Genomic DNA, 18,173 nt, shown 5'->3' with positions numbered 1-18,173 from the left:
GCACTGAGTTCACCGGCGGTGCGCGCCGCCGACTCGCGGGCCCGCTGCAAGGCCCGCTCGCTCTCGCGCCGGTCCCGCTTGGCCGCCGACAGCAGGCTCGCAAGGAGCGTCACGCCCACGAATCCCAGCGCCACCCACACGGACGCCGCATCGAACAGCAGCCCCGCATACCAGAACAGCGCCGCCCCGCCACCGAACAGCCCTGCCGACAGCACCAGTCCCGCCGCAGCCGCCGCGCGCAGCGAAAAGCGCGGCAGCAGCCAGATGGTGAGCGCCGCCAGCAGTGCGAACAGGCCGACTTCCGCCCAGCGTATCGAAGGGGGCCGCTGCACGAAGCGCCCGTCGAAGAAGCTCTCGATCAGCTCCGCATGCACGTCCACGCCCGGCACCACCTGCCCGCGCGCGGTGGTCTTGTAATCGTTGAGCCCTATGCCGGTCAGCGCCACGATGGCGATCCGGTTCTCCAGCCGGTCCGGTGCCACGCGGCCATCGAGCACCTCGGCGGCGGAGACGTAGCGCTCCGGCCAGGACTTGGAAAAGTGCGGCCACACGCGGCCACCCGGCTGCGTCGGCACCGTGAGGTCGCCGACGGAGACCGAATCGATGCCGCCCTCCCCCACATGCACGCCCACCGCGCGTTCGCCCGTGGCCACGCGCAGCAGTTCCAGCGACAGGGACGGCAGCAGCGATTCGCCCACGCTCGCGACCAGCGGCACGCGGCGCACCAGGCCCGTCTCCAGGTCTGCCGACAGGATGGCCTGGCCGCGCGCGTTCGCTTGCATCTGCGGCAGCGACGCCAGGGCTTGCGGATAGTGGCGCACGAACTGGCGCGCTTCCCCACCGAGCGAGCGCACGGGCCATGCGCGCACGACGTCCGTGGTGCTGGCGGCCGGAACATCGAAGCCCGCCACCCCCAGCACCACCGGCGCCCGGCGGATACTGGCGGCGAGGACGTCATCGTTCGGTGGCAGCGCCGCCAGCGACTCCGCGAGTTTGGCGTCGGTGCCGCGCAGGCGGGCGGCCAGCGCTTCCGGCGAGCTGCTGTCCGTCTCCGGCATGATGATGTCCAGGCCAATGGCCAGCGGATGGTGCGCGTTGACAGCGTCGATGAGATGCGCGAGCTGGGTGCGCGGCCACGGCCACTGGCCATAGCGCTTGAGCGCCGCCTCGTCGATGCCGATCACCGCCACGGGGCCGGACAACCGGGGCCGCGGCAGCGCGGTCTGGTAGAGGTCGAAGAGATTGAGGCGCAGCCAGGGGAGCGGGCCATCGCCCGGCAGCGCGAGCCAGGCCGCGAGGGCCAGCGCCAGCACGGAGGCCAGCGGGCGGCCTTGCGTGGCGCGCAGGTGCTGCTGGAAACGGCGCAGCACCAAGGCTTAGAGCTCGATGTCCATGCCGTCGTAGGCGGCCATGATCTCCAGCGGCGCCTCGCCGGTGATCTCGGCGTAGCGGCGCGTTTCGCCGAGCACACGGCTGATCTGTGCGTCGTCGAAGATGGGCTCGTGGTGAAACAGGCACAAACGCTTGGCACCGGCGAGCTGGCACAGCTCCACGCCGACCACGTTGCTGGAATGGCCCCAGTCGGCCTTCACCGAGATCGCATCGGCCAGCGAATACATGGCGTCGAAGATCACGAGGTCCGCAGCGCGGAAGAAGTCGACGAAGCCTTCACGCTCGGCGGCGTTATCGAGCTTGTGCTCGGAGTCGGTCGAGTAGATCAGCGTCTTGCCGCCCTGCTCCAGGCGGTAGCCGTAGGAGTCGCCCGCGTGCAGCTGCAGCTTGGGCGTGATGGTCACGTCGCGCAGTTCGAAGCGGCGCCCCGGTTCCAGCTTGCGGAACTCGATGGTGGCGCCCAGCTGGTCGAAGCGCACGGGGAAGCTGATCGGCTCCTGCTGGCGGCGGAACGCGGTCTCCAGCTCCTCGTGGCAGCCGTAGATGATGATGCGGTTGCCCGGGATGTAGGCAGGCGTAAAGAACGGGAAGCCCATAATGTGGTCCCAGTGGAGGTGGGACATGAACACATGGTAGGTCTGCGGGTTGCCGCCGCCGTAGCGCGCCAGTTTAGCTCCGGCCAGCGGACGCACCCCGGTGCCGAGGTCGAAGATGATGTGCTCTTTGGTCGTCGCGGGGTCCCAGGCTTCCACTTCCACGCAGCTGGAGTTGCCGCCGTAGGTGCCGGCGATCTCGAACGGCAGCTGGTCCACGTAGGCCGCGACCTGCTCCTTCGTTTCCAGGCGGCGGTAGAGCGCATCTTCCAGCGCGGTGGTGATCTTGGCGCGGATCTGCTTGTGCGTCAGCGCGACGGGCAGCGAGCCGCGGGCGCCCCAGATGCGGACCTTCATACCGGCACGCGCTGGGGGCCGAGGGCGTCGAGGGCGGCGGCGCGGTCCGCAAAGATCTCGAAGACCAGGTCGAAGCGGCTGATGCGGAAGACTTCCAGCACCAGCGGCGTGAGCGCGGCCAGCACGATGCGGCCGCCCTGGGCCTTGGCCTGCTTGGCGGCGACCATCAGGGCGCGCAGGCCGATACTGCTGATGTAGGTGACGCCGGAGAAGTCGATGACGATCGCGGCGCCGTCGCGCGTGCACTCGCCCAGCCAGGGGTCGAGCGACTGCTTGAAGGCGTCGGCGTGGGTGTGGTCGATGCGGCCGACGGGGGCCAGCACGACCGCGCTACCGGTCCGTGCGGGATGGAGGTCCATGGCGTAGTCCCTTGCTGGTGACACTGAACGAATTGCCGAAAGTGTAGCAGCAAGTTGATTGCTTTAGTGCATTTTTTACAATTTTCGGCTACGCCATGGGTCACGCTTACTTGCGCAGGTGGGTGCGGACGGCAGTGACCGAGGGGCCGACCGCTTTCACGGCCTGCTGCAGCTCCTCGGCCGAGACGCCAAGTTCCTTGGTCCAGTACTGCAGCTCCCAGCGTTCATTCACATTGATGCGCGAGCGGTCCTGCTGACCGGCTTTCTGAAGATTGTCTGCCATGATGGCCTCCTTTCCATTCTTACTGCCCCAGCATGGCACGAACCGCCTCGGCGTTCAGTTAACTGCCTAACGCTAACAAAAACGTGGCGGGGGCAACAATGAGGCGACTGAAGGCATTAGAACTCCTGGGTCGTTTGCTCAAGATCAAGCTTTGCTTTCATAAGAATCACCAAAGTTGAGCCAAGTCCAAACGGAGGTGCCCGTGAAAAACTTGAGCTCGGTGAAGAAGCAGCGTAAGCAAGCCCAGTTGGCGGAACGTGACCCGAAAGATGTTCCTTGGCTTGTCCAAGAAGCATTGCGCACCGCAATGGAGATCAAGCACGCCCCCGTGATCGAATATCGGGATTTCTTGTGGATCATCGCGCAAGAATCATCTGGTAAGGTTGGCGTTCGAAATACTCACTCCACCGCGCAAGGCCTCTTCCAACTACTGCGCGCCCAATACAGTCTCAATCCCAATGGCGAAGCGTCGTTCGGAAACGCGATCGAAGAGTGCCAGGGCGGCATTCGCTACGTCAGGAGCCGATATAAAACGGCTGCGGCAGCGAAGCGCTTCTGGATCTCCCATCATTGGTATTGATCGGCTATGAAACCGAAAAGTGGTGTCGTTCTCGCTGTGTTGCTAGCCAGCGCAGCGAGCGCATTCGCGCACTCGCCCGCGCCAACATTCAGACAGTACACAGTCAGCGAGAAAGCTCCGGCACGGACGGCGGCTCCGCAGCTGAGTGGAGAGCGGGAACGGGAGTTTACGACGGTGCTGAGGAGCGCGGCCAAGCGGAGGCCAAACTTCGCGGGGCGGTACGTCCTGACGGAAATTGGGTGCGGCGCATCGTGCGTGATGTTGGCGGCGCTGGATGCGAAGACGGGGGACGTCGTCTGGTGGCCGGGGACCTTGTGCTGCTGGGAGCTTGCGGTGAAGGAGCCTGTAGAATTCAGGCGAGGCAGTGAGCTGCTCATCTTGCACGGGCAGGTCGACGAAGCCGGCCCGGCCGGGCCGCATTACTGGCGGCTGACGGGCGGGCAGTTTGTGCAGGTGAAGCCTTAGCGCACCAGGGTCTGGATGGCGTGGGCGGGGATGTCGACGGGGAGCGAGCGGCGGTCGACGATCAGGGTGTAGCGCTGCGGCTGGTCAGTGCGGTTCATGACGACCACGGCGAGCTGGCCGTCGGCATTGCGGAAGGCGACCGTATCCAGCGTGCTGCGGCTCGTGGTGGCGCTCACGCGGCGCGCGTCTGGGCGGATGAAGCGCGAGAAGTGGCCAAGGAAGGCGTAGCTCGGCGTGAATACCAGCTTGCCGTCGTCGCTCGCGTGCAGCGGCGCGAAGCAGTAGTTGCCGACGTGGTTGGGGCCACCGCGGCTGTCCAGCAGCACATTCCAATCCACCCAGCCGCTCGCCCCCGCATTCAGGTCGCCCATGATCTCGCTGCCATAGCGCTCGCCGTTGGCCCATGACTGCAGTTTGGCCGGGTCAAACTTCTCGATCGATGCTTCCGTCATCAACAGAGGCACATCGGGGTAATCCGCCTTCACCGCAGCCACGTTGCGGTGCATCGGCGCCCCGCCCGTCCACGTCTCGTACCAGTGGAAGCCCACGCCCCAGATGTAAGGCCGCGCCTTCGGATCGGACAGGATGTGTGCGGAGCGCTGCGGCAGCAGGTCCCGGTTGTGGTCCCACACGATCAGCTTCTTCCCGCCGAGGCCAGCCGCCTTCAGGGCCGGGCCGAGATGGTCGCCCACGAAGCGCGTCTCGTCTTCCGCCGTGTAGATCATCGACTCCCAGGTCTGCTTGGCCATCGGCTCGTTCTGCACCGTGAGGCCCCACAGCGGAATGCCTGCCTTCTCATACGCCTGGATGAACTTGACGATGTAGCGCGCCCACAGGTCACCATCCGCAGCCAGCAGCGAGCCGCCCTGCAGCATGCTGCCATTGGACTTCATCCACGCCGGTGCGCTCCACGGGCTCGCGAACACGCGCATGCTGGTCCGGTGCGCACGCGCCTCGGCCAGGGCCTGGCGCAGCAGCGGCACGCGGTACTGCATGTCGTGCTCGATGCTGAAGGAATTCAGTGTGCGGTCGCCGTCCTTCACGTACGTGTAGCTGCCGCTGCTGAAGTCCGAGCTATGGATCGTGGTGCGCAGGATGCTGTAGCCGATGCCCTCCTTCGGATCGAAGTAGGCCTTGAGGAAGGCCTGCTGGTCCGCCGGCGTGAGCTTGGCGTAGACCTCGGCCGCTGCATCCGTGATCGCGCCGCCGAAGCCGAGGATCTGCTGGTAGCTGTGCCCCGTGTCCACGGAGATGAAGGTCTCGGTCTCCACCGGCTGGGTGGAGGGCTTGGCGACATCCAGCTTCTCCATGGCGAAGCGCTCGGCGCTGCCTTGCGCGGAGGTGTACACCGTCCACGGCACATTCGGCCCGGTGCGCGGGGCGGCGGCCATGGCGCTGGCGATGGACATGCTGGCGATGAGGGAGGCGGCGCCGAGATGGCGGAGAGTGTCGCGTCGTGTGGTCACTTCGATTCCTCGTGGGGACGGGTCAGGCCGAAAGGATCCGGCGGGATGGGGCTGGTGAGCCAGCGCTTGAGGGGGCCGTGCGGTTCGTAGCGCATGGTGCCGAAGCGCTTGAACAGGGATTCGATCTGCGCCAGCGAGGCGGTGTTGAAGTCCAGGTCCGGCACGCGCTCGCCGGCGGCGTTGGTCACCATGCCCCAGGTGCCCTGGCCATGTCCACCCTCGTTGCTCACGTATTTGTAGGACCACGCGGTGACGGCCCAGCCATAACGCGCGTAGGTATCGAAGCTGGCCCGGGCCACCTGGCCGCCGGTTTCGAGGCCCATCTTGGCCCACGGCTGGACTTCGCCGAAGTACAGCGGCGTGTTCAGGGACTTCATGCGCTGGTCCCACGCGCATACAGTGTCGGACTTCTCGTCCGTGCAGAGCAGCCAGCCCCGGTGCACGGCGGGTCCGGGTTCGCCCCAGCCGAAGTGGCCGGGGTATGGGTGCATCTCGAAGGCGACGTTGACCATGCCGCGCTTGGCCGGGTCGCCATACGCGCCGATACCGGTGTGGTGTCCGGGCAGGATGATGATGTGATTCGGGTCGACCGCGCGCACGGCTTTGTACATGGTCGTGATCACGTCCGCCATGTTCTCGGGCGGCGTGCCCCAGGGTTCGTTGAGCAGGCTGTAACCGGCCACCGAAGAGCGGTCCTTGTAGCGGGCGGCGATCTGCTGCCACAGCCAGATGCTGCGCTGCTGGTACGCGGGCGTGGACCAGAACTGGTTGAGGCCCGCGCAGCCGCTGTGGTGCTCCCAGCCCTGGCTGCCCGCGGCGCCGTGCAGGTCAAGGATCACGTACATGCCGCGTTTTTCCGCCTGCGCGATGGCGTCATCGAGGTAGCGCCAGGCGTCGGCACGCAGGTGGCCGGGGTTCTTTTCGTCCTCCACCACGGTGTGGATGAAGGGGACGCGCACCACGTTCAGTCCGAAGCTGGCCAGCATGTCCCAGTCCTTCGTCGTGATCCAGTTGTCGCGGTAGAGGCGGAACAGGCGCTGGCGCTCTTGGTAGCCGAAGCGGTGGTCCAGCACTTCCTCCAACTTGCACTCATCGTCGATGCCGTGCGAGCCCTGGCCCATCATCCAGAATTCGTTGATCAGCCAGTTGCCGAGGTTGGCGCCCTTGAGGTTGACCTGGGTGCCATCGGCGCGAACCCATTTGGTGCCTTGGGCGTGGAGCATGTGCTGGGGGCCGGTGATGGGCGCCGGTTTCGCCGCAGCCGCTTCACAGGTGCTCACCGCACAAGCCGCGAGCAGGATCAGACCTGCCATCTGCCGCCATTTCGTCATCCCTGCCATCGCCATCCTCCGCATTTTGGAAACGTTACCAACTTGCGGAGACGACTATAGCAGAGATTCCGTCAGGGCTCACCCATGAGTTTGCGTATTGATATCGCGGGCGATGCGGCTGAGGTCGTTGGTGAACTGGTGGCCGCCGGCTGGCTGGCGGGATGCCTGTGCTTTCGGCAGCAGGGTCTGGTACAGCACCAGATGATCGGCAGGCACCGTTTCATCGTCGGCGCAGTGGTAGAGGAAGACCGGTAACTGATCAGCAAGAGCGCGGGCATGTTCAGGTGCCAGCTCCAGCTGCTGGTAACCGTCGTAGCGCCAGCCGGCCCCGCCCCAGAACGGCGCCGCCAGGATGAACGCGCCCTGAACGCGGTGCTTGCCGGGATTCTCGCTGAGCCATTTCAGCGCCACGGCGCCGCCCACCGAGTGGCCGACCAGAACGACTGGTCCACCGATGGCGCGGAGCTCGGTCCCGAGCCACCGGGCCAGGTCGGCGTAGCTGGCGTCTCCGTCATTCGGCATTGCGGGGTAACGGACCTCATAGCCGTCGCCCAGCGCGTGACGGAGACTCTCCGCCAGCTTGGCGTCTTCCTTGTGTGCGCCGTCTCCGGCCCCTTGGATGAACAGGACTTTTTTGAGCATCGCAACCTCCATTTTGCTGTCGAAGTTTTTACCGTTCAGGTCGATGTGGCCGCATTCGCATGCACAAACCCTTGGCATTCAAGCGCTTACTTTGCTGGTTCGAAATTTGCTCCATCGATGATGACACCTTTTTATCGACCGTACTGGAGTGGACACCCTCCACTCCATCTTCAGGAGAACGACATGTTCGCACGCATGAAACAGGCGCTAGCGGCCCTGCTCGCTGCCGCGCTGGCCCTGACCACTTCGATGGCACAGGCGACACTCATCCAGAATGGGGGCTTCGAGTCCTACAGCGGCACTCCGCCGCCGGGAACTTTCGGCGCTGTCCGACCTGATCCGTGGCTCTGTGCAGGCCCATACTGCAACATCGCGGCAGTCAAAATCTATGCCCAAGGCACTGCCCATCTGAATCTCGATGGCGGAATGCATGTCTATCCTGGCTTCCCGAGTCAAAGTCCGGCCGGAGGGAATTTCCTTGCGGCCGACCCGTGCTACGGGCAAAACCCTGGACCGTGTTCCGCGACAACGTTCCCCGGAACGTCAACCATCTATCAGCCCGTTGGGATCCTGACGCCTGGAAAATACGTCGTGAGCTTCTGGCAGGCGGAAGGCCAATGGGAAGGCTTTACCGGAGACACCACCGGGCAGTGGGAAGTCGGGCTGGGCGATATCTGCCTGAACCCGGTCAGCTGCACTGGACTCTTTTCTGGCGATATCCATTTTTCGCCCCTGATGACAAACACTCTGCCGCCGGGTGGTTTCGTGCCTTGGAACTTCGTGACCTTGAACTTCACCGTGCCCACCACAGCCGCCGGGGTCCCTCAGTATCTGAGCTTCATGGCGCTGGGAAATCCTTCGGTTCCTCCGATGGTATTTCTCGATGGCGTCAGCCTGACGCAGGTTCCGGAGCCGTCCAGTCTGTCGATCTTGGGCTTGGGGTTGTGCGGTCTGGTCATGCTCGGTCTGCGCAGGCGCCGGGCTTGACCGAAGTTGTCAGCGTTTCTCACGGCCGCAGCGACGTTGCGGCCGATTCGTCAAGTGCCGGAGACGACTCGTGCCAGAACTTCCCGAATTGCCCGCCTTCGTGAACGACGTCCTCCGTCTTTGCCTGGGCCTCGCCGTTGCCTGCGCGATCTTCCTTCCGTTGGAGCGGCTGGGCGCCCTCCACCGGCAGCCCGTATTGCGCCGCGAAGTCGCAGCCGATCTCGGGTACTACTTTCTCAATACCTTGCTGCTCGGCGTCGTGCTGAGCGGTCCGCTAGGCTTTGTCGTCTGGGGCGCTGACCGCCTGCTGCCAGCCAGCTTTCAGGCAGCGCTCACTGAGCTGCCCATGTGGACACGAGCGCTGCTGGCGTTGGTCGTCGGCGAATTTGGCTACTACTGGGGGCATCGGCTGAGCCATGAAATCCCGTTTTTGTGGCGCTTCCACGCGGTGCACCACAGCGCTACCCAGATGGATTTCCTGGTCAACAATCGTGCGCATCCGGTCGACCTGGTGGTGGCGCGGCTGTTCACCTTTGTGCCGATCTATGCACTCGGAGTTGCCAATCCGCTGAGCCCGTCAGACAACGTCCTGGTTGGTCTGTTGCTGGCGATAAGCGCCCACTGGAGCTACTTGATTCACGCGAATGTGCGCTGGCGTTTCCGTTGGATTGCATGGCTTCTGACCACCCCCGCATTCCACCACTGGCACCACACACGGACGGGCGCAGTCAATCGCAACTACGCCTCGGTATTGCCCTGCATGGATCTCATCTTCGGCACCTATCATGTGCCGAAAGGGGAATGGCCGGAGGCGTACGGAATCACGGAGACAATGCCGGAGATGCTATCCGAGCAACTGGTCCATCCCTTGTTCTCCCAGCGTGACCCAAGCATGAAAAAAGGGACTACAGGCCGAGGCATGTAGTCCCTTGATTCTTTACAGCTGAATTCTGGCTCCCCGACCTGGACTCGAACCAGGGACCTGCGGATTAACAGTCCGTCGCTCTACCGACTGAGCTATCAGGGAATGGAGGCAGAACTATACACTGCAATCCGGAAATCGTCCAGCGTCACGGCGCCAATTGTGCGAGCGGCAACCACATGTGGATCTTGCTGCGGTACCCCGCGTCGTCCAGGACCGCGCAGGGCTCGACGCCGAAATCGCGGAAACCGGACCGGCGGTACAGATTGTAGGCGCGGGTGTTGCCTTCGGTGACGGTGAGCTGAACCACCGATACACCCCGTGTGCGGGCGTACGCCAGGCAGGCGTCAACCAATGCGCGGCCCGCGCCCTGCCCGGCGTGAGCTTGATCGACATACATGCCGAACAGTGTGGCCTTGTGGCGCGTCTTGAAGCGGTCGCTGAACTGGAGGCCGGCGGTGCCGATCAATTCACTGCCCTCGAATGCCCCGAACACAACGTCGGGAGCCTCGCCATCGCGCAGCCGCTTCTCCCACCACGACATGGGCACCCGCGCGCGCTCCTCGACGGTGGAGGTGAAAGCCTCCGGATGCGCGGCGAACGCGGCCAGCGTCAAGGAGCGATAGGCAGCTGCGTCGGCAACGTCGAGGCGGCGGATGTTCATGGCGCGGCAGGCGATGGCTGGGCGGGGGCGTCGTGCGCGCGGACGGACCAGATGGTGCCGGCGACCATCAGCACGATGGCGAGTGCCTCGAGCGCACGAGGCATGCGCTGCTGGTAGATGAAACCATACAGGAAGGCGAACAAGGTCTCGGAGAGGATCAGGGTGCCGCACAGTGTGACCGGCACGCGGCGGCTGGCCACGTTCCACAGGTGGTTGCCGATGACGGAGGCGCCCAATGCCAGCAGCACATTGACCATCGCGTAGCGTCCCCAATCGCGCCCGCTCGCAACGGCTGCGGCGCCGGTGACCTGGCCGCTGAACAGGGCCAGCGCGACCACGCCGATCACCAGTGCAATGGCGCCACTCGCGAGGCCATACAGCATCGACCATTCGGCGCCGGTGAAATGGTGATTCCGCTTGAGGAAGCGCGCGTTGTCCAACGCGTAGTAGGTCCAGCAGGCCAGCGCCGCGGTGGCGCACAGGATGCCGAGCACCTTGCCGGCCACGGTGGCGCTGCCCGCACCCGGCCCGGCGTGCATGAACACGTCCGCATTCATGCACAGCACCGCGCCGCCGATCATCAGCAGCGGCGCGGCGAGGTCCCTGAGGCTCGCGGCGCCGTGATCATTACGGCCCAGCAGCGTCACGGACACCGGCAGCATGCCGACGATGAGCGAGGTCGCGGGCACGCCCGCCAGCTTCACGCCCAGCGCCAGGAACACGTAGTAGACGATGTTGCCTGCCAGCGCCTGCCGCACCATGGCGGCAATGTCGGAGGGATCCAGTTTGCGCAGCAGCGGCAGGAGGCGCGGCGCGGCCATGGCCAACGCGATCAGGCCGTACGCGACATAGCGGCCCACCGCCAGCTCCAGCGGGGAAAACGCCGCCAGCAGCACCGGCACGATGAACACCATGCCCCACAGCGCACCCGCCGCCAGCCCACACGCCACACCGATCCACATCCCGCTTCTCCTGTACTTCCTGCTGCTTGAACCGGCCGATGGTAGCACCGATGGCACGGCAGCGCGGGAGCGATAGTTAAGCATATGCTTGACTATTCAGCGCACCACGTAGATACTTAAGCACATGCTTAACCATGAACAAAAACTCGACGCGGTGTTCCGCGCCCTCTCCGAGCCGAACCGGCGCGCGATCGTGCTGCGGCTGGCGCGCGGCAGCGCCAGCGTCAGCGAACTGGCGGCGCCGCTGGACATGACGCTGGCCGCAGTCGTGCAGCACATCCAGGCGCTGGAGCAGAGTGGCCTGGTGCGCACCCAGAAGGAAGGCCGGGTGCGCACATGCACCCTGGACCCGCACGCCATCAGCCTCGCCGAGTCCTGGCTCAGCCAGCGCCGCCAGCAATGGGAATCGCATTTCGACCGCCTCGGCGCGCTGTTCGCGGAACCGGCCGCGCCCAGGAAGCGCACATCGAACAAACGCTAACAAGGAGACCGCATGCAAGAAGACCCCATCTATCACGGCGCATTCGTCATCGAGCGCCGCTACCCTGCCCCGCCCGAGCGCGTGTTCGAAGCGTGGACGGACATCGAACTGAAGGCCAAGTGGTTCACCGGCCCGGAGAGCTGGACGCTGATCAACCGCGAGCTGGACGTGCGCGAAGGCGGCGTCGAGCTCCTGCATGGCCGCTTTGGAGGTGCTACGCCGCGCGAGACGCTGTTCACGGCGCGCTACCACCACGTGGTGCCGGGCGCACGGCTGGTCTACATCTACGACATGCACCTCAACGGCAACCACCATTCGGCCTCGCTGGCCACCGTGGAATTCCTGCGCGATGGGGACGGCACGGTGCAGCGCTTCCATGAGCAGGTGGCCTTCCTGGACGGGACCACCGCCGCGCAAGGCGTGCCGTCGCGCGAATTCGGCACGGCGGCGCACTTCGACCGCATGCCCAGCCTCTTTCAATGATCACTGGAGACCCGACGATGACCCTGCACCTGTATGGCCACCCCTTCTCCGCCTACCACCAGAAGGTGACCACGGCGTTCTACGAGTACGAGCTGCCATTCACACTGCGCATGTTGAACGATGGCGATGACAGCGTGGACAAGGAGTTCGCAGAACTCTGGCCGATCCGCATGATGCCGCTGCTGGTGGACGAAGGCCGGACGGTGGCCGAATCGAGCGTCATCATTGAATACCTGGGGCGCTACCGCGGCAGCCACCCTGCCCTGATCCCGGCCGACGCGGATGCGGCGCTGCGGGTGCGCTTCATGGACCGCTTCTTCGACAACTACGTGATGACGCCGATGCAGCGCATCGTGTTCGACTTCCTGCGCGCGCCGGAACAGCGCGATGCGGTGGGCGTGAGCGAGGCCAAGGAGAGGCTCGAGCGCTCATACCGCTGGCTGGATGCGCAGTTGGAAAAAGGAGGTCCATGGGCCACAGGCGACAATTTCTCGCTGGCCGATTGCGCGGCTGCGCCTTCGCTGTTCTATGCGGACTGGGTGCACCCGATTCCGCAGGAGCTGGAGCACGCGCGCGCGTACCGCGCACGCCTGCTGGCCCGCCCGTCGTTTGCGCGGGCCGTGGAGGAGGGCCGCCGGTTCCGCTCCTACTTCCCGCCCGGCGCGCCGGACCGCGACTAAACCACGGCTCCATAAAAAACGGGCCACCCGCCGCGAGGCTGGGTGGCCCGTCGCATCTCCGCGCGGAGATTACTTCTGCATCGTGATGGTTTGCGCGCCGATGGTGAAGGTACGCGAGGTCGTGGTCTCGGTCATCTGCACCGCAGGCTTGTTGCAGCCGACGTCGATCATCATCACAAACTCACCCGCCAGCGCGGACGGTAGCACGTAGGCCGCATGCGCCTCGTAGGTGCCGGCCTTCGGCGCCGGACCGGTACGGGTCTGGAAGCTCATGCCGGACGCATTCACCAGCGGACGCACGCACACCGACCGGTCCACGTTGGTCGAGGAGACCGAGTTGTCCGCCGCGGTGAAGCTCATCGCCGCTGGAGTATGCAGGTTCCACTCGAAGGCGCGGGCGGTGGCCGAAGAGACCTTGTCCTGCACCAGGATCACATCCTGTCCGCGCAGGTACCAGACCTTGCGCAGGGCCGACTTGAGCGCGCCGGCGTAGGCCGCGGTGGCGTCGCCTTCCGCGTAGTCCAGCGACGGGGTGGTCGAGAAGCCAGTCACCGCGCCGGTGCGGGTCAGGTTGATGGTGTTGCCGTCCACCGGCTCGCCCACGCCACCATCGAAGGTGATGGCATTGTGCGCCTTGGTGGTCTTGTACCAGTCCAGCTGCAGCGGAGAGCCGTAGTAGTCCATGTAGCCCGCTTCGATCAGCAGGGGGCGGCCACCACTCGACACGGTCAGGCTGTTCTGGTCACCGTGGCTATGGTTGTACGAGCCGTAGGGGCTGGACTTGAAGTACACCGAGGTGCGCTTCAGGTCCGCAATGTCGCTGTGCATGGCGACCCAGCCGATGCTCGGATACAGCGCGGCATTCGGCGGCGCGACCACGCTGGTGGCGCGGGTGTACGGCAGCGGATACGGCGCCTGCAGGAAGGACAGGGTGTCCTCGTCGCCGCTGATGTTCTTGGCGTACCACGCGGCCTGCGGGGTGTCGAAGCGCGAGGCGTAGGCCTTCAGCAGGCGGAAGTCCGGGGCCACTTCGTTCTCGTCGCCGAACACGTGGCGGGTCGCGCCAGGCGGCACGAAGTGCGCGAAGAACTGCATGAAGCCATTCGACCACGGTTTGGTGAACAGATTCACGCCCAAAGCCTGATTCATCGGCTGCCAGATCTGGATCGCGTAGTCGGCCGCATACTGGCCGTAGGCGGAGCCGTTGGCGTAGCCGCCTTCCGGGCCGCTCCAGGCGTAGATGCTGTTGATGTAGGCGCGGGTGGCGAAGTCGAACCAGGTGTTCGCATTCGGGATGTCGCCGACGGCCAGGGTGGCGATCAGCGCGAGGAAGCCCAGGTTGTTACCACCGTGGGAATCGAACGGGTACTGGTCCAGGCGCATGTTATTGCTGGATAGGTCGTTGTACATGTCGGTCGCGCGCAGGTCGATCACGCCGAGCCACTTGGCGCGGCGGGTGGCGTCGATCTCGTTGTGCAGCATGTCGATCGCCTTGATCATCGACAGGCAGATCACGCGCGTGCCCTGGTCCTGGTTGGCGTAGGACGTGGGGCCGGTCGGCGACAGGGAGGCCAGCTGGTCGCCGCGGGCCAGGGCTTCATTCAGGTACTTGGGGTCCAGCGTGAGGCGGTACAGCAGCGCAGCGCCTTCCAGCTGGCGGCCCATGTTGTTGATCTTGGTGCGGATGTCCGAGGCCTGCGCGGCCAGGGCGGCAGCGGTGCCGGTGCTGCTGGTCAGGGGCCACAGCGCATCGCTGACCGGCGCCATGCCAGTGATCTTGTAGTCGATTTCGCTGCGCAGAGTGGTCAGCGGCTTGGAGCGCTCGGCCGACATGGCGGCAGTCCACTGGGACGCGGGCACAAAGCCGGCCGGCAGCTGGCGCGGGCGCACGCGCTGGGTCACCGCGGTGCGCAAGGCAGCGTTGTCCGGCACCAGGAAGGTGCTGGCGGTGGCGGTGACATCGAACTGGCGGACGTCCGACCACGCGGTGGTGGAGGTCGACGGACGCACCCGCCAGGTGTAGTGGCCGGCCGGGAAAGCCTGGGTCGGCAGGTACCAGTTACGGGCGCTGGTGAAGGTATAGGCGACGGCGCCGTCCCTGGACACTTCCACCACGTAGGACGGCGGGTTGCTGCTGTGGCGCGACCAGGCGAACGATGGCGGATTCTGCGGCTGCACCGAGAAATTGGCGGGAGAGGGCTTGATGGCTTCGACATCGCTGGCCACGACCCAGTCCGCGTGCGCGGATGCGGCGTAGGCGAGGCAGGACAGCACGGCAAGACGGGCTGCGGTACGGACTGGGGACTTCATTGGGAGGACTCCGGGTGGCGAATCGTGTCTGGAAAAATGGCCGTCGAGCTGTAGGATCAGGCCTACGAACCAATATACACGAATTTCCACACGGCAAAATTCACGACACACTTTTTTCGCGCAATCGTTTGCAGACCGCCACGAAAGTGTCGCGCTTTGCGCACACAGATATCAAGACATACAGAGGTGTTATCGCTTGGCTACGGGGTGTTATGGACTTGCCAAAAGTGTGGCGCCGCAGGGCGGGCGGCGCTGCAGGAGGAACTTCGAATTGTTAAATCGAAGGTGGCGCGGAGGACTGCATCATGGCCACGACGCGGCAGTCACCACACATCTTCAGGCGCTCGGGGTGGGCGCTGAAGGCGGCGTGGCCGGCCAGGCGTTCGAGCATCCGTTCCACCATCAGGAGGGTGCCGAATGGTTTGCCGCAGCTGATGCAGTTGAAAGGCTGGGTTTCGTGCACCACCACGGCTTGGCGGCGCTCGGGGGTGAAAGTCAGGCGCGGGACCAGGGTGATCGCGTCTTCCGGGCAGGTGGCGGCGCACAGGCCGCACTGGATGCAGTTTTGCTCCACGAAGGACAGGCGCGGGTGCGAGGGGCTGTCCATCAGCGCGGAGCTGGGGCAGACGCCGACGCAGGACATGCACAGGCTGCAGCGGGTGCTGTCGACGCGGGCCTGGCCGAAAGGGGCGCCGGGCGGGAGGCCGATGTCCTGCGGCTGGAATGGTGCGTGGGTGTGCAGGTGGGTGAGCGCGAAGTCCAGGGTGTTGCGCTTGTCGTTGGCGACATGATAAGTGGCGCGGGCCTGCGGGACCTCCCCCTTCGGCAGTGCGGCGATGGTGCCGGTGCTGAGGGCGAAGTGGCGGCCGGCGTAGCCCAGTTCGCGCAGGACGGTTTGGGCGATGGTCATCTGGCCACGCAGCGCATCCAGGTAGGCCGGGGACTCGCGGCCGGTGGCCAGCAGCACGATGCCGGTGGCACCATAGGCGATGGCGGAGAGCCAGACTTCCAGGCCGACCGAGGCGATGTGGTGCAGCTCGATGGCGATGGCGTGGTCCGGGAGCGGATCGGCCTCCAGCAGCGCCCTGCCCTCTTCGGCGTGGAACACGAGCACGGGATCGGTGCCGCCGGCACTGGCGTAGGCTGCGAGCAAAGTGCGCAGGCGCGCGCCGGTGTAGGCGGCGCCGGGATAGGCGTACGAGATCGCGCCCGAGGGGCAGACGGTGGTGCAAGCGCCGCAGCCTTTGCAGAGGTAGGGGTCGACCTTGATCTTGTCGCCGTCGCTGGCGATGGCGCGCGCGGAGCAGATGTCGATGCAGGCGGTGCAGCCGGTCTTGCGGTTGCGGGAGTGGGCGCAGGTGCGCTCTTTATAGGCGAAGTATTTCGGCTTTTCGAACAGGCCGGTCATGGCGCTCAGTTCACCGATGGCTGCGGCACGCGCTTCCTCGGCCGGCGCCGGGGCGAAGTAGCCGAAGGGCGGGTCGGCGCGGTTCAGCAGCGGCGGATCGCAGAGGTCGAGCACGAGGTCGAAGGTGCCTTCGAGGGTGGCGCTGCCGTTGCGCCACCTGGCAAAGAAGGCGCCCAGGTGGCCTGCGAGGGCGATGTCTTCATGTGTACGGATGAAGGCCATGCTGGCCACCAGCGGGGCGGGGATGGTGTCGGTCCAGCGCACCACGTCCGCGGCACAGCCGACCACCAGGACGCGGCCTTCGGAACGGTAGGAGACGGTGGGGACGGGGTCCGGGTCCGGCAGCGCGGCCGCAGCGGCCAATGCGGCCGCACGGGCCAGGCCGTTGGCGCCGGGGAGCGCGCTCATGTCCATGTTCAGGTCCTTGCTCATGTAGTTTCGGGGGCCGCTGCGGTAAGCGCTGCGGCGTGGGGATCGGTGGTGATGGACGCCGCGGGTGCGCTGGGCGCTGTGGCGTCCGGCGCGGATGCAGTGGGCGCAGTGCTGGCGGCCGGGCTGTCGCTGGCGGCTGGCGGCGCGGCCGTGGGCGCAAGGCTCGGGGATTCCGGCGACAAGTCAGCAGCGGCGGTCGCGCCGTGTGACGCATCGGAAGCAGCGGCGGTCGCGGTGGCTTCAGCGTCTTCCGCTGGCGGGCCAAAGATGTTGCGGGCGTGGTCGAGGGCGGCGAGCATCGCGGCGGGCATGGGGGACGCCTGGGTGTAGTCGCCGATGTAGACGTCCAGGCCGTCCATGCGGTTGAAGTGCGGGTCCGTGAACAGCTTGCGCAGGGCGCTGCGGCGGACGTCGGCGTCGACTGCGCGGGTAACGAAGGGGGCGAAATCGGAATCGGCCGTCAAGGCCGCGACGTCTTCGAGCGTAGGCCCAGGAGATGGCGGCGCGGACTCCAGGGCAGAGGTACGGCCGGCGGGCGCACATTGCGTCAAGCCGGGCCGCGCGGCGGACTTGGGCTGGGGGGCGGCGGGCGTGAGCTGGAGCGCGGTGGACGCGGGCGGGGGCGCGGCGGGCATGGGCTGGGGCGCGGTGGGTGCGAGCTGCGACTCGGTCTTCAGGCGGGACCAGCGGCGCAGGAAACCGTCAGCCATGGTGGCCTCTCCGGCGCCCGCGCTCGGGGGGCTCGTAATTATGGGCCAGGTAATCGGCCAGCCAGCTTTGGATCTCGGCGGGCATCGTGACCCCATCCGCCCGTTCGCCGGAGTCGAACATGCGAGTGCCTTCGGCGTAGCTGACCGAGGCCTTCACGGGGATGGCCCGGCCGTCCTGCATGCGCCACAGGACGAAAACTTTCGCTTCGGGAGCGATGCAGTTCTCGTAGTAGCCATCGTGTTCGTCACGGTGCAGCTGGAGTTCGAGGCCGGGGACGAGGTAGGTGTCGCGCTCCGGGCTGGTGGTCAGCATGGTGATGGCGGGGGTGCTGCCGCTGTCGGGGACGACGGCGACCGCCTCCCAGGTGTCGTCGGCCCAGATGTGCTGCGACGCACGGCGCTGCATGAGAACCGCGATGGGGAGGCGCGCTTGCGCCGCCATCAGCGTTTGCCTCCGGTGGATGCGCTGGCATCGCGACCGGTGGCAGCTTGGCCGCTGGCGGGCTGCTTGCCGGCGGCTGCGTGGCTGGCGGCTTGCTGGGACGAGGCCTGGGCTGTAGTGCCTTGGGCTTTCTGGTCGGTCGTCGGGCGCGTGGCCGGAAGCTGCGCCATGGGGCGCTGGCCACTGGCGACGGCGGACGTACCGCTCGCTGCACTGCCTGAGCT

Annotated in this window: 20 protein-coding genes and 1 tRNA gene; 6 read left to right on the top strand and 15 right to left on the bottom strand. The window is 65.9% G+C overall.

Features of this window, described 5'->3' with window-relative positions; all coding sequences use genetic code 11:
* The 4 genes from E4L96_RS01655 to E4L96_RS01640 all read right to left on the bottom strand — a co-directional run.
* The coding region (locus E4L96_RS01655; protein WP_167758569.1) for a CHASE2 domain-containing protein at nt 1-1,370 on the bottom strand (1,370 nt) is incomplete at its 3' end.
* Between the two features lie 6 nt (nt 1,371-1,376).
* Complete coding sequence (locus E4L96_RS01650; protein ID WP_135205501.1) at nt 1,377-2,342, bottom strand: MBL fold metallo-hydrolase; 966 nt, start codon at nt 2,340-2,342, stop codon at nt 1,377-1,379.
* Entirely contained in the window at nt 2,339-2,701 is a 363-nt protein-coding gene (locus E4L96_RS01645) for an STAS domain-containing protein (RefSeq protein WP_135205500.1), read from the bottom strand. Before E4L96_RS01645 ends, E4L96_RS01650 begins: the two co-directional genes overlap by 4 nt.
* A 106-nt stretch (nt 2,702-2,807) precedes the next feature.
* Entirely contained in the window at nt 2,808-2,984 is a 177-nt protein-coding gene (locus E4L96_RS01640) for a DUF3606 domain-containing protein (protein WP_135205499.1), read from the bottom strand.
* A gap of 202 nt (nt 2,985-3,186) precedes the next feature.
* Between E4L96_RS01640 and E4L96_RS01635 the strand changes: the two genes are divergently transcribed.
* Entirely contained in the window at nt 3,187-3,564 is a 378-nt protein-coding gene (locus E4L96_RS01635; protein WP_229414183.1) for an aggregation-promoting factor C-terminal-like domain-containing protein, read from the top strand.
* Nucleotides 3,565-4,025: 461 nt separating this feature from the next.
* Here E4L96_RS01635 and E4L96_RS01630 read toward each other — a convergent pair whose 3' ends face one another.
* The 3 genes from E4L96_RS01630 to E4L96_RS01620 all read right to left on the bottom strand — a co-directional run bounded on the left by E4L96_RS01630 (nt 4,026) and on the right by E4L96_RS01620 (nt 7,468).
* Nucleotides 4,026-5,495: a glycoside hydrolase family 30 protein gene (locus tag E4L96_RS01630; RefSeq protein WP_220433375.1), complete on the bottom strand. Its 1,470-nt coding sequence runs from the start codon at nt 5,493-5,495 to the stop codon at nt 4,026-4,028.
* Nucleotides 5,492-6,835 carry a glycoside hydrolase family 5 protein gene (locus tag E4L96_RS01625; protein ID WP_229414182.1) on the bottom strand — a complete coding sequence of 448 codons (1,344 nt, stop codon included), beginning with the start codon at nt 6,833-6,835 and terminating at the stop codon, nt 5,492-5,494. Before E4L96_RS01625 ends, E4L96_RS01630 begins: the two co-directional genes overlap by 4 nt.
* A gap of 69 nt (nt 6,836-6,904) precedes the next feature.
* The gene (locus tag E4L96_RS01620) at nt 6,905-7,468 is read right to left on the bottom strand and encodes an alpha/beta hydrolase (protein WP_167758568.1); all 564 of its coding nucleotides are present in this window, start codon (nt 7,466-7,468) and stop codon (nt 6,905-6,907) included.
* A 183-nt stretch (nt 7,469-7,651) separates the two neighbouring features.
* Between E4L96_RS01620 and E4L96_RS01615 the strand changes: the two genes are divergently transcribed.
* Nucleotides 7,652-8,455, top strand: coding sequence for a PEP-CTERM sorting domain-containing protein (locus E4L96_RS01615; RefSeq protein WP_167758567.1), 804 nt, complete (start codon nt 7,652-7,654; stop codon nt 8,453-8,455).
* A gap of 70 nt (nt 8,456-8,525) precedes the next feature.
* Nucleotides 8,526-9,380: a sterol desaturase family protein gene (locus tag E4L96_RS01610; protein ID WP_220433374.1), complete on the top strand. Its 855-nt coding sequence runs from the start codon at nt 8,526-8,528 to the stop codon at nt 9,378-9,380.
* Nucleotides 9,381-9,406: 26 nt separating this feature from the next.
* On the opposite strand, the gene E4L96_RS01605 is transcribed toward E4L96_RS01610, so the two are convergent.
* The 3 genes from E4L96_RS01605 to E4L96_RS01595 form a co-directional block, all read right to left on the bottom strand.
* Nucleotides 9,407-9,482, bottom strand: a tRNA-Asn gene (locus E4L96_RS01605).
* A 43-nt stretch (nt 9,483-9,525) separates the two neighbouring features.
* Complete coding sequence (locus tag E4L96_RS01600; RefSeq protein ID WP_135205496.1) at nt 9,526-10,041, bottom strand: GNAT family N-acetyltransferase; 516 nt, start codon at nt 10,039-10,041, stop codon at nt 9,526-9,528.
* Entirely contained in the window at nt 10,038-11,003 is a 966-nt protein-coding gene (locus E4L96_RS01595; RefSeq protein WP_135205495.1) for a DMT family transporter, read from the bottom strand. The genes E4L96_RS01600 and E4L96_RS01595 overlap by 4 nt, the downstream gene beginning before the upstream one ends.
* Nucleotides 11,004-11,127: 124 nt before the next feature.
* Here E4L96_RS01595 and E4L96_RS01590 point away from each other — a divergent pair, with 124 nt between their 5' ends.
* Genes E4L96_RS01590 through E4L96_RS01580 form a run of 3 tightly spaced genes read left to right on the top strand, consistent with a single transcriptional unit; the run spans nt 11,128 to nt 12,647 of the window.
* Nucleotides 11,128-11,484 (top strand): ArsR/SmtB family transcription factor, encoded by a 357-nt coding sequence (locus tag E4L96_RS01590; RefSeq protein WP_135205494.1) that lies wholly within the window; start codon nt 11,128-11,130, stop codon nt 11,482-11,484.
* A 12-nt stretch (nt 11,485-11,496) separates the two neighbouring features.
* Nucleotides 11,497-11,967, top strand: coding sequence for an SRPBCC domain-containing protein (locus E4L96_RS01585; RefSeq protein WP_135205493.1), 471 nt, complete (start codon nt 11,497-11,499; stop codon nt 11,965-11,967).
* A 17-nt stretch (nt 11,968-11,984) separates the two neighbouring features.
* Nucleotides 11,985-12,647 (top strand): glutathione S-transferase family protein, encoded by a 663-nt coding sequence (locus E4L96_RS01580; protein ID WP_135205492.1) that lies wholly within the window; start codon nt 11,985-11,987, stop codon nt 12,645-12,647.
* A gap of 69 nt (nt 12,648-12,716) precedes the next feature.
* On the opposite strand, the gene E4L96_RS01575 is transcribed toward E4L96_RS01580, so the two are convergent.
* The 5 genes from E4L96_RS01575 to E4L96_RS23450 form a co-directional block, all read right to left on the bottom strand.
* On the bottom strand, nt 12,717-14,957 hold the full coding sequence (locus tag E4L96_RS01575; protein ID WP_135205491.1) for a DUF4962 domain-containing protein: 2,241 nt from the start codon (nt 14,955-14,957) through the stop codon (nt 12,717-12,719).
* A 274-nt stretch (nt 14,958-15,231) separates the two neighbouring features.
* On the bottom strand, nt 15,232-16,797 hold the full coding sequence (locus E4L96_RS01570; protein ID WP_135205490.1) for a 4Fe-4S dicluster domain-containing protein: 1,566 nt from the start codon (nt 16,795-16,797) through the stop codon (nt 15,232-15,234).
* The gene (locus E4L96_RS01565) at nt 16,794-17,507 is read right to left on the bottom strand and encodes a DUF3306 domain-containing protein (protein WP_167758566.1); all 714 of its coding nucleotides are present in this window, start codon (nt 17,505-17,507) and stop codon (nt 16,794-16,796) included. The genes E4L96_RS01570 and E4L96_RS01565 overlap by 4 nt, the downstream gene beginning before the upstream one ends.
* Nucleotides 17,500-17,949: a DUF3305 domain-containing protein gene (locus E4L96_RS01560; protein ID WP_135205488.1), complete on the bottom strand. Its 450-nt coding sequence runs from the start codon at nt 17,947-17,949 to the stop codon at nt 17,500-17,502. Before E4L96_RS01560 ends, E4L96_RS01565 begins: the two co-directional genes overlap by 8 nt.
* On the bottom strand, nt 17,949-18,173 hold a 225-nt coding region (locus E4L96_RS23450), incomplete at its 5' end, for a hypothetical protein (protein WP_267874305.1). The genes E4L96_RS23450 and E4L96_RS01560, both read right to left, overlap by 1 nt.

Source organism: Zemynaea arenosa, assembly GCF_004614185.1.
Classification (GTDB): domain Bacteria; phylum Pseudomonadota; class Gammaproteobacteria; order Burkholderiales; family Burkholderiaceae_D; genus Telluria; species Telluria arenosa.
The sequence above is the reverse complement of the archived record's forward strand: the minus strand, read 5'-3'. Positions and strand labels throughout refer to the sequence as shown.

Excerpts from the sequence above, each read along its gene's own strand:
- E4L96_RS01650 (WP_135205501.1), bottom strand. The coding sequence starts at position 2,342 with ATGAAGGTCCGCATCTGGGGCGCCCGCGGCTCGCTGCCCGTCGCGCTG.
- E4L96_RS01645 (WP_135205500.1), bottom strand. The coding sequence starts at position 2,701 with ATGGACCTCCATCCCGCACGGACCGGTAGCGCGGTCGTGCTGGCCCCC.
- E4L96_RS01640 (WP_135205499.1), bottom strand. The coding sequence starts at position 2,984 with ATGGCAGACAATCTTCAGAAAGCCGGTCAGCAGGACCGCTCGCGCATC.
- E4L96_RS01625 (WP_229414182.1), bottom strand. The coding sequence starts at position 6,835 with ATGGCAGGGATGACGAAATGGCGGCAGATGGCAGGTCTGATCCTGCTC.
- E4L96_RS01620 (WP_167758568.1), bottom strand. The coding sequence starts at position 7,468 with ATGCTCAAAAAAGTCCTGTTCATCCAAGGGGCCGGAGACGGCGCACAC.
- E4L96_RS01615 (WP_167758567.1), top strand. The coding sequence starts at position 7,652 with ATGTTCGCACGCATGAAACAGGCGCTAGCGGCCCTGCTCGCTGCCGCG.
- E4L96_RS01600 (WP_135205496.1), bottom strand. The coding sequence starts at position 10,041 with ATGAACATCCGCCGCCTCGACGTTGCCGACGCAGCTGCCTATCGCTCC.
- E4L96_RS01595 (WP_135205495.1), bottom strand. The coding sequence starts at position 11,003 with ATGTGGATCGGTGTGGCGTGTGGGCTGGCGGCGGGTGCGCTGTGGGGC.
- E4L96_RS01590 (WP_135205494.1), top strand. The coding sequence starts at position 11,128 with ATGCTTAACCATGAACAAAAACTCGACGCGGTGTTCCGCGCCCTCTCC.
- E4L96_RS01585 (WP_135205493.1), top strand. The coding sequence starts at position 11,497 with ATGCAAGAAGACCCCATCTATCACGGCGCATTCGTCATCGAGCGCCGC.
- E4L96_RS01580 (WP_135205492.1), top strand. The coding sequence starts at position 11,985 with ATGACCCTGCACCTGTATGGCCACCCCTTCTCCGCCTACCACCAGAAG.
- E4L96_RS01575 (WP_135205491.1), bottom strand. The coding sequence starts at position 14,957 with ATGAAGTCCCCAGTCCGTACCGCAGCCCGTCTTGCCGTGCTGTCCTGC.
- E4L96_RS01570 (WP_135205490.1), bottom strand. The coding sequence starts at position 16,797 with ATGAGCAAGGACCTGAACATGGACATGAGCGCGCTCCCCGGCGCCAAC.
- E4L96_RS01565 (WP_167758566.1), bottom strand. The coding sequence starts at position 17,507 with ATGGCTGACGGTTTCCTGCGCCGCTGGTCCCGCCTGAAGACCGAGTCG.
- E4L96_RS01560 (WP_135205488.1), bottom strand. The coding sequence starts at position 17,949 with ATGGCGGCGCAAGCGCGCCTCCCCATCGCGGTTCTCATGCAGCGCCGT.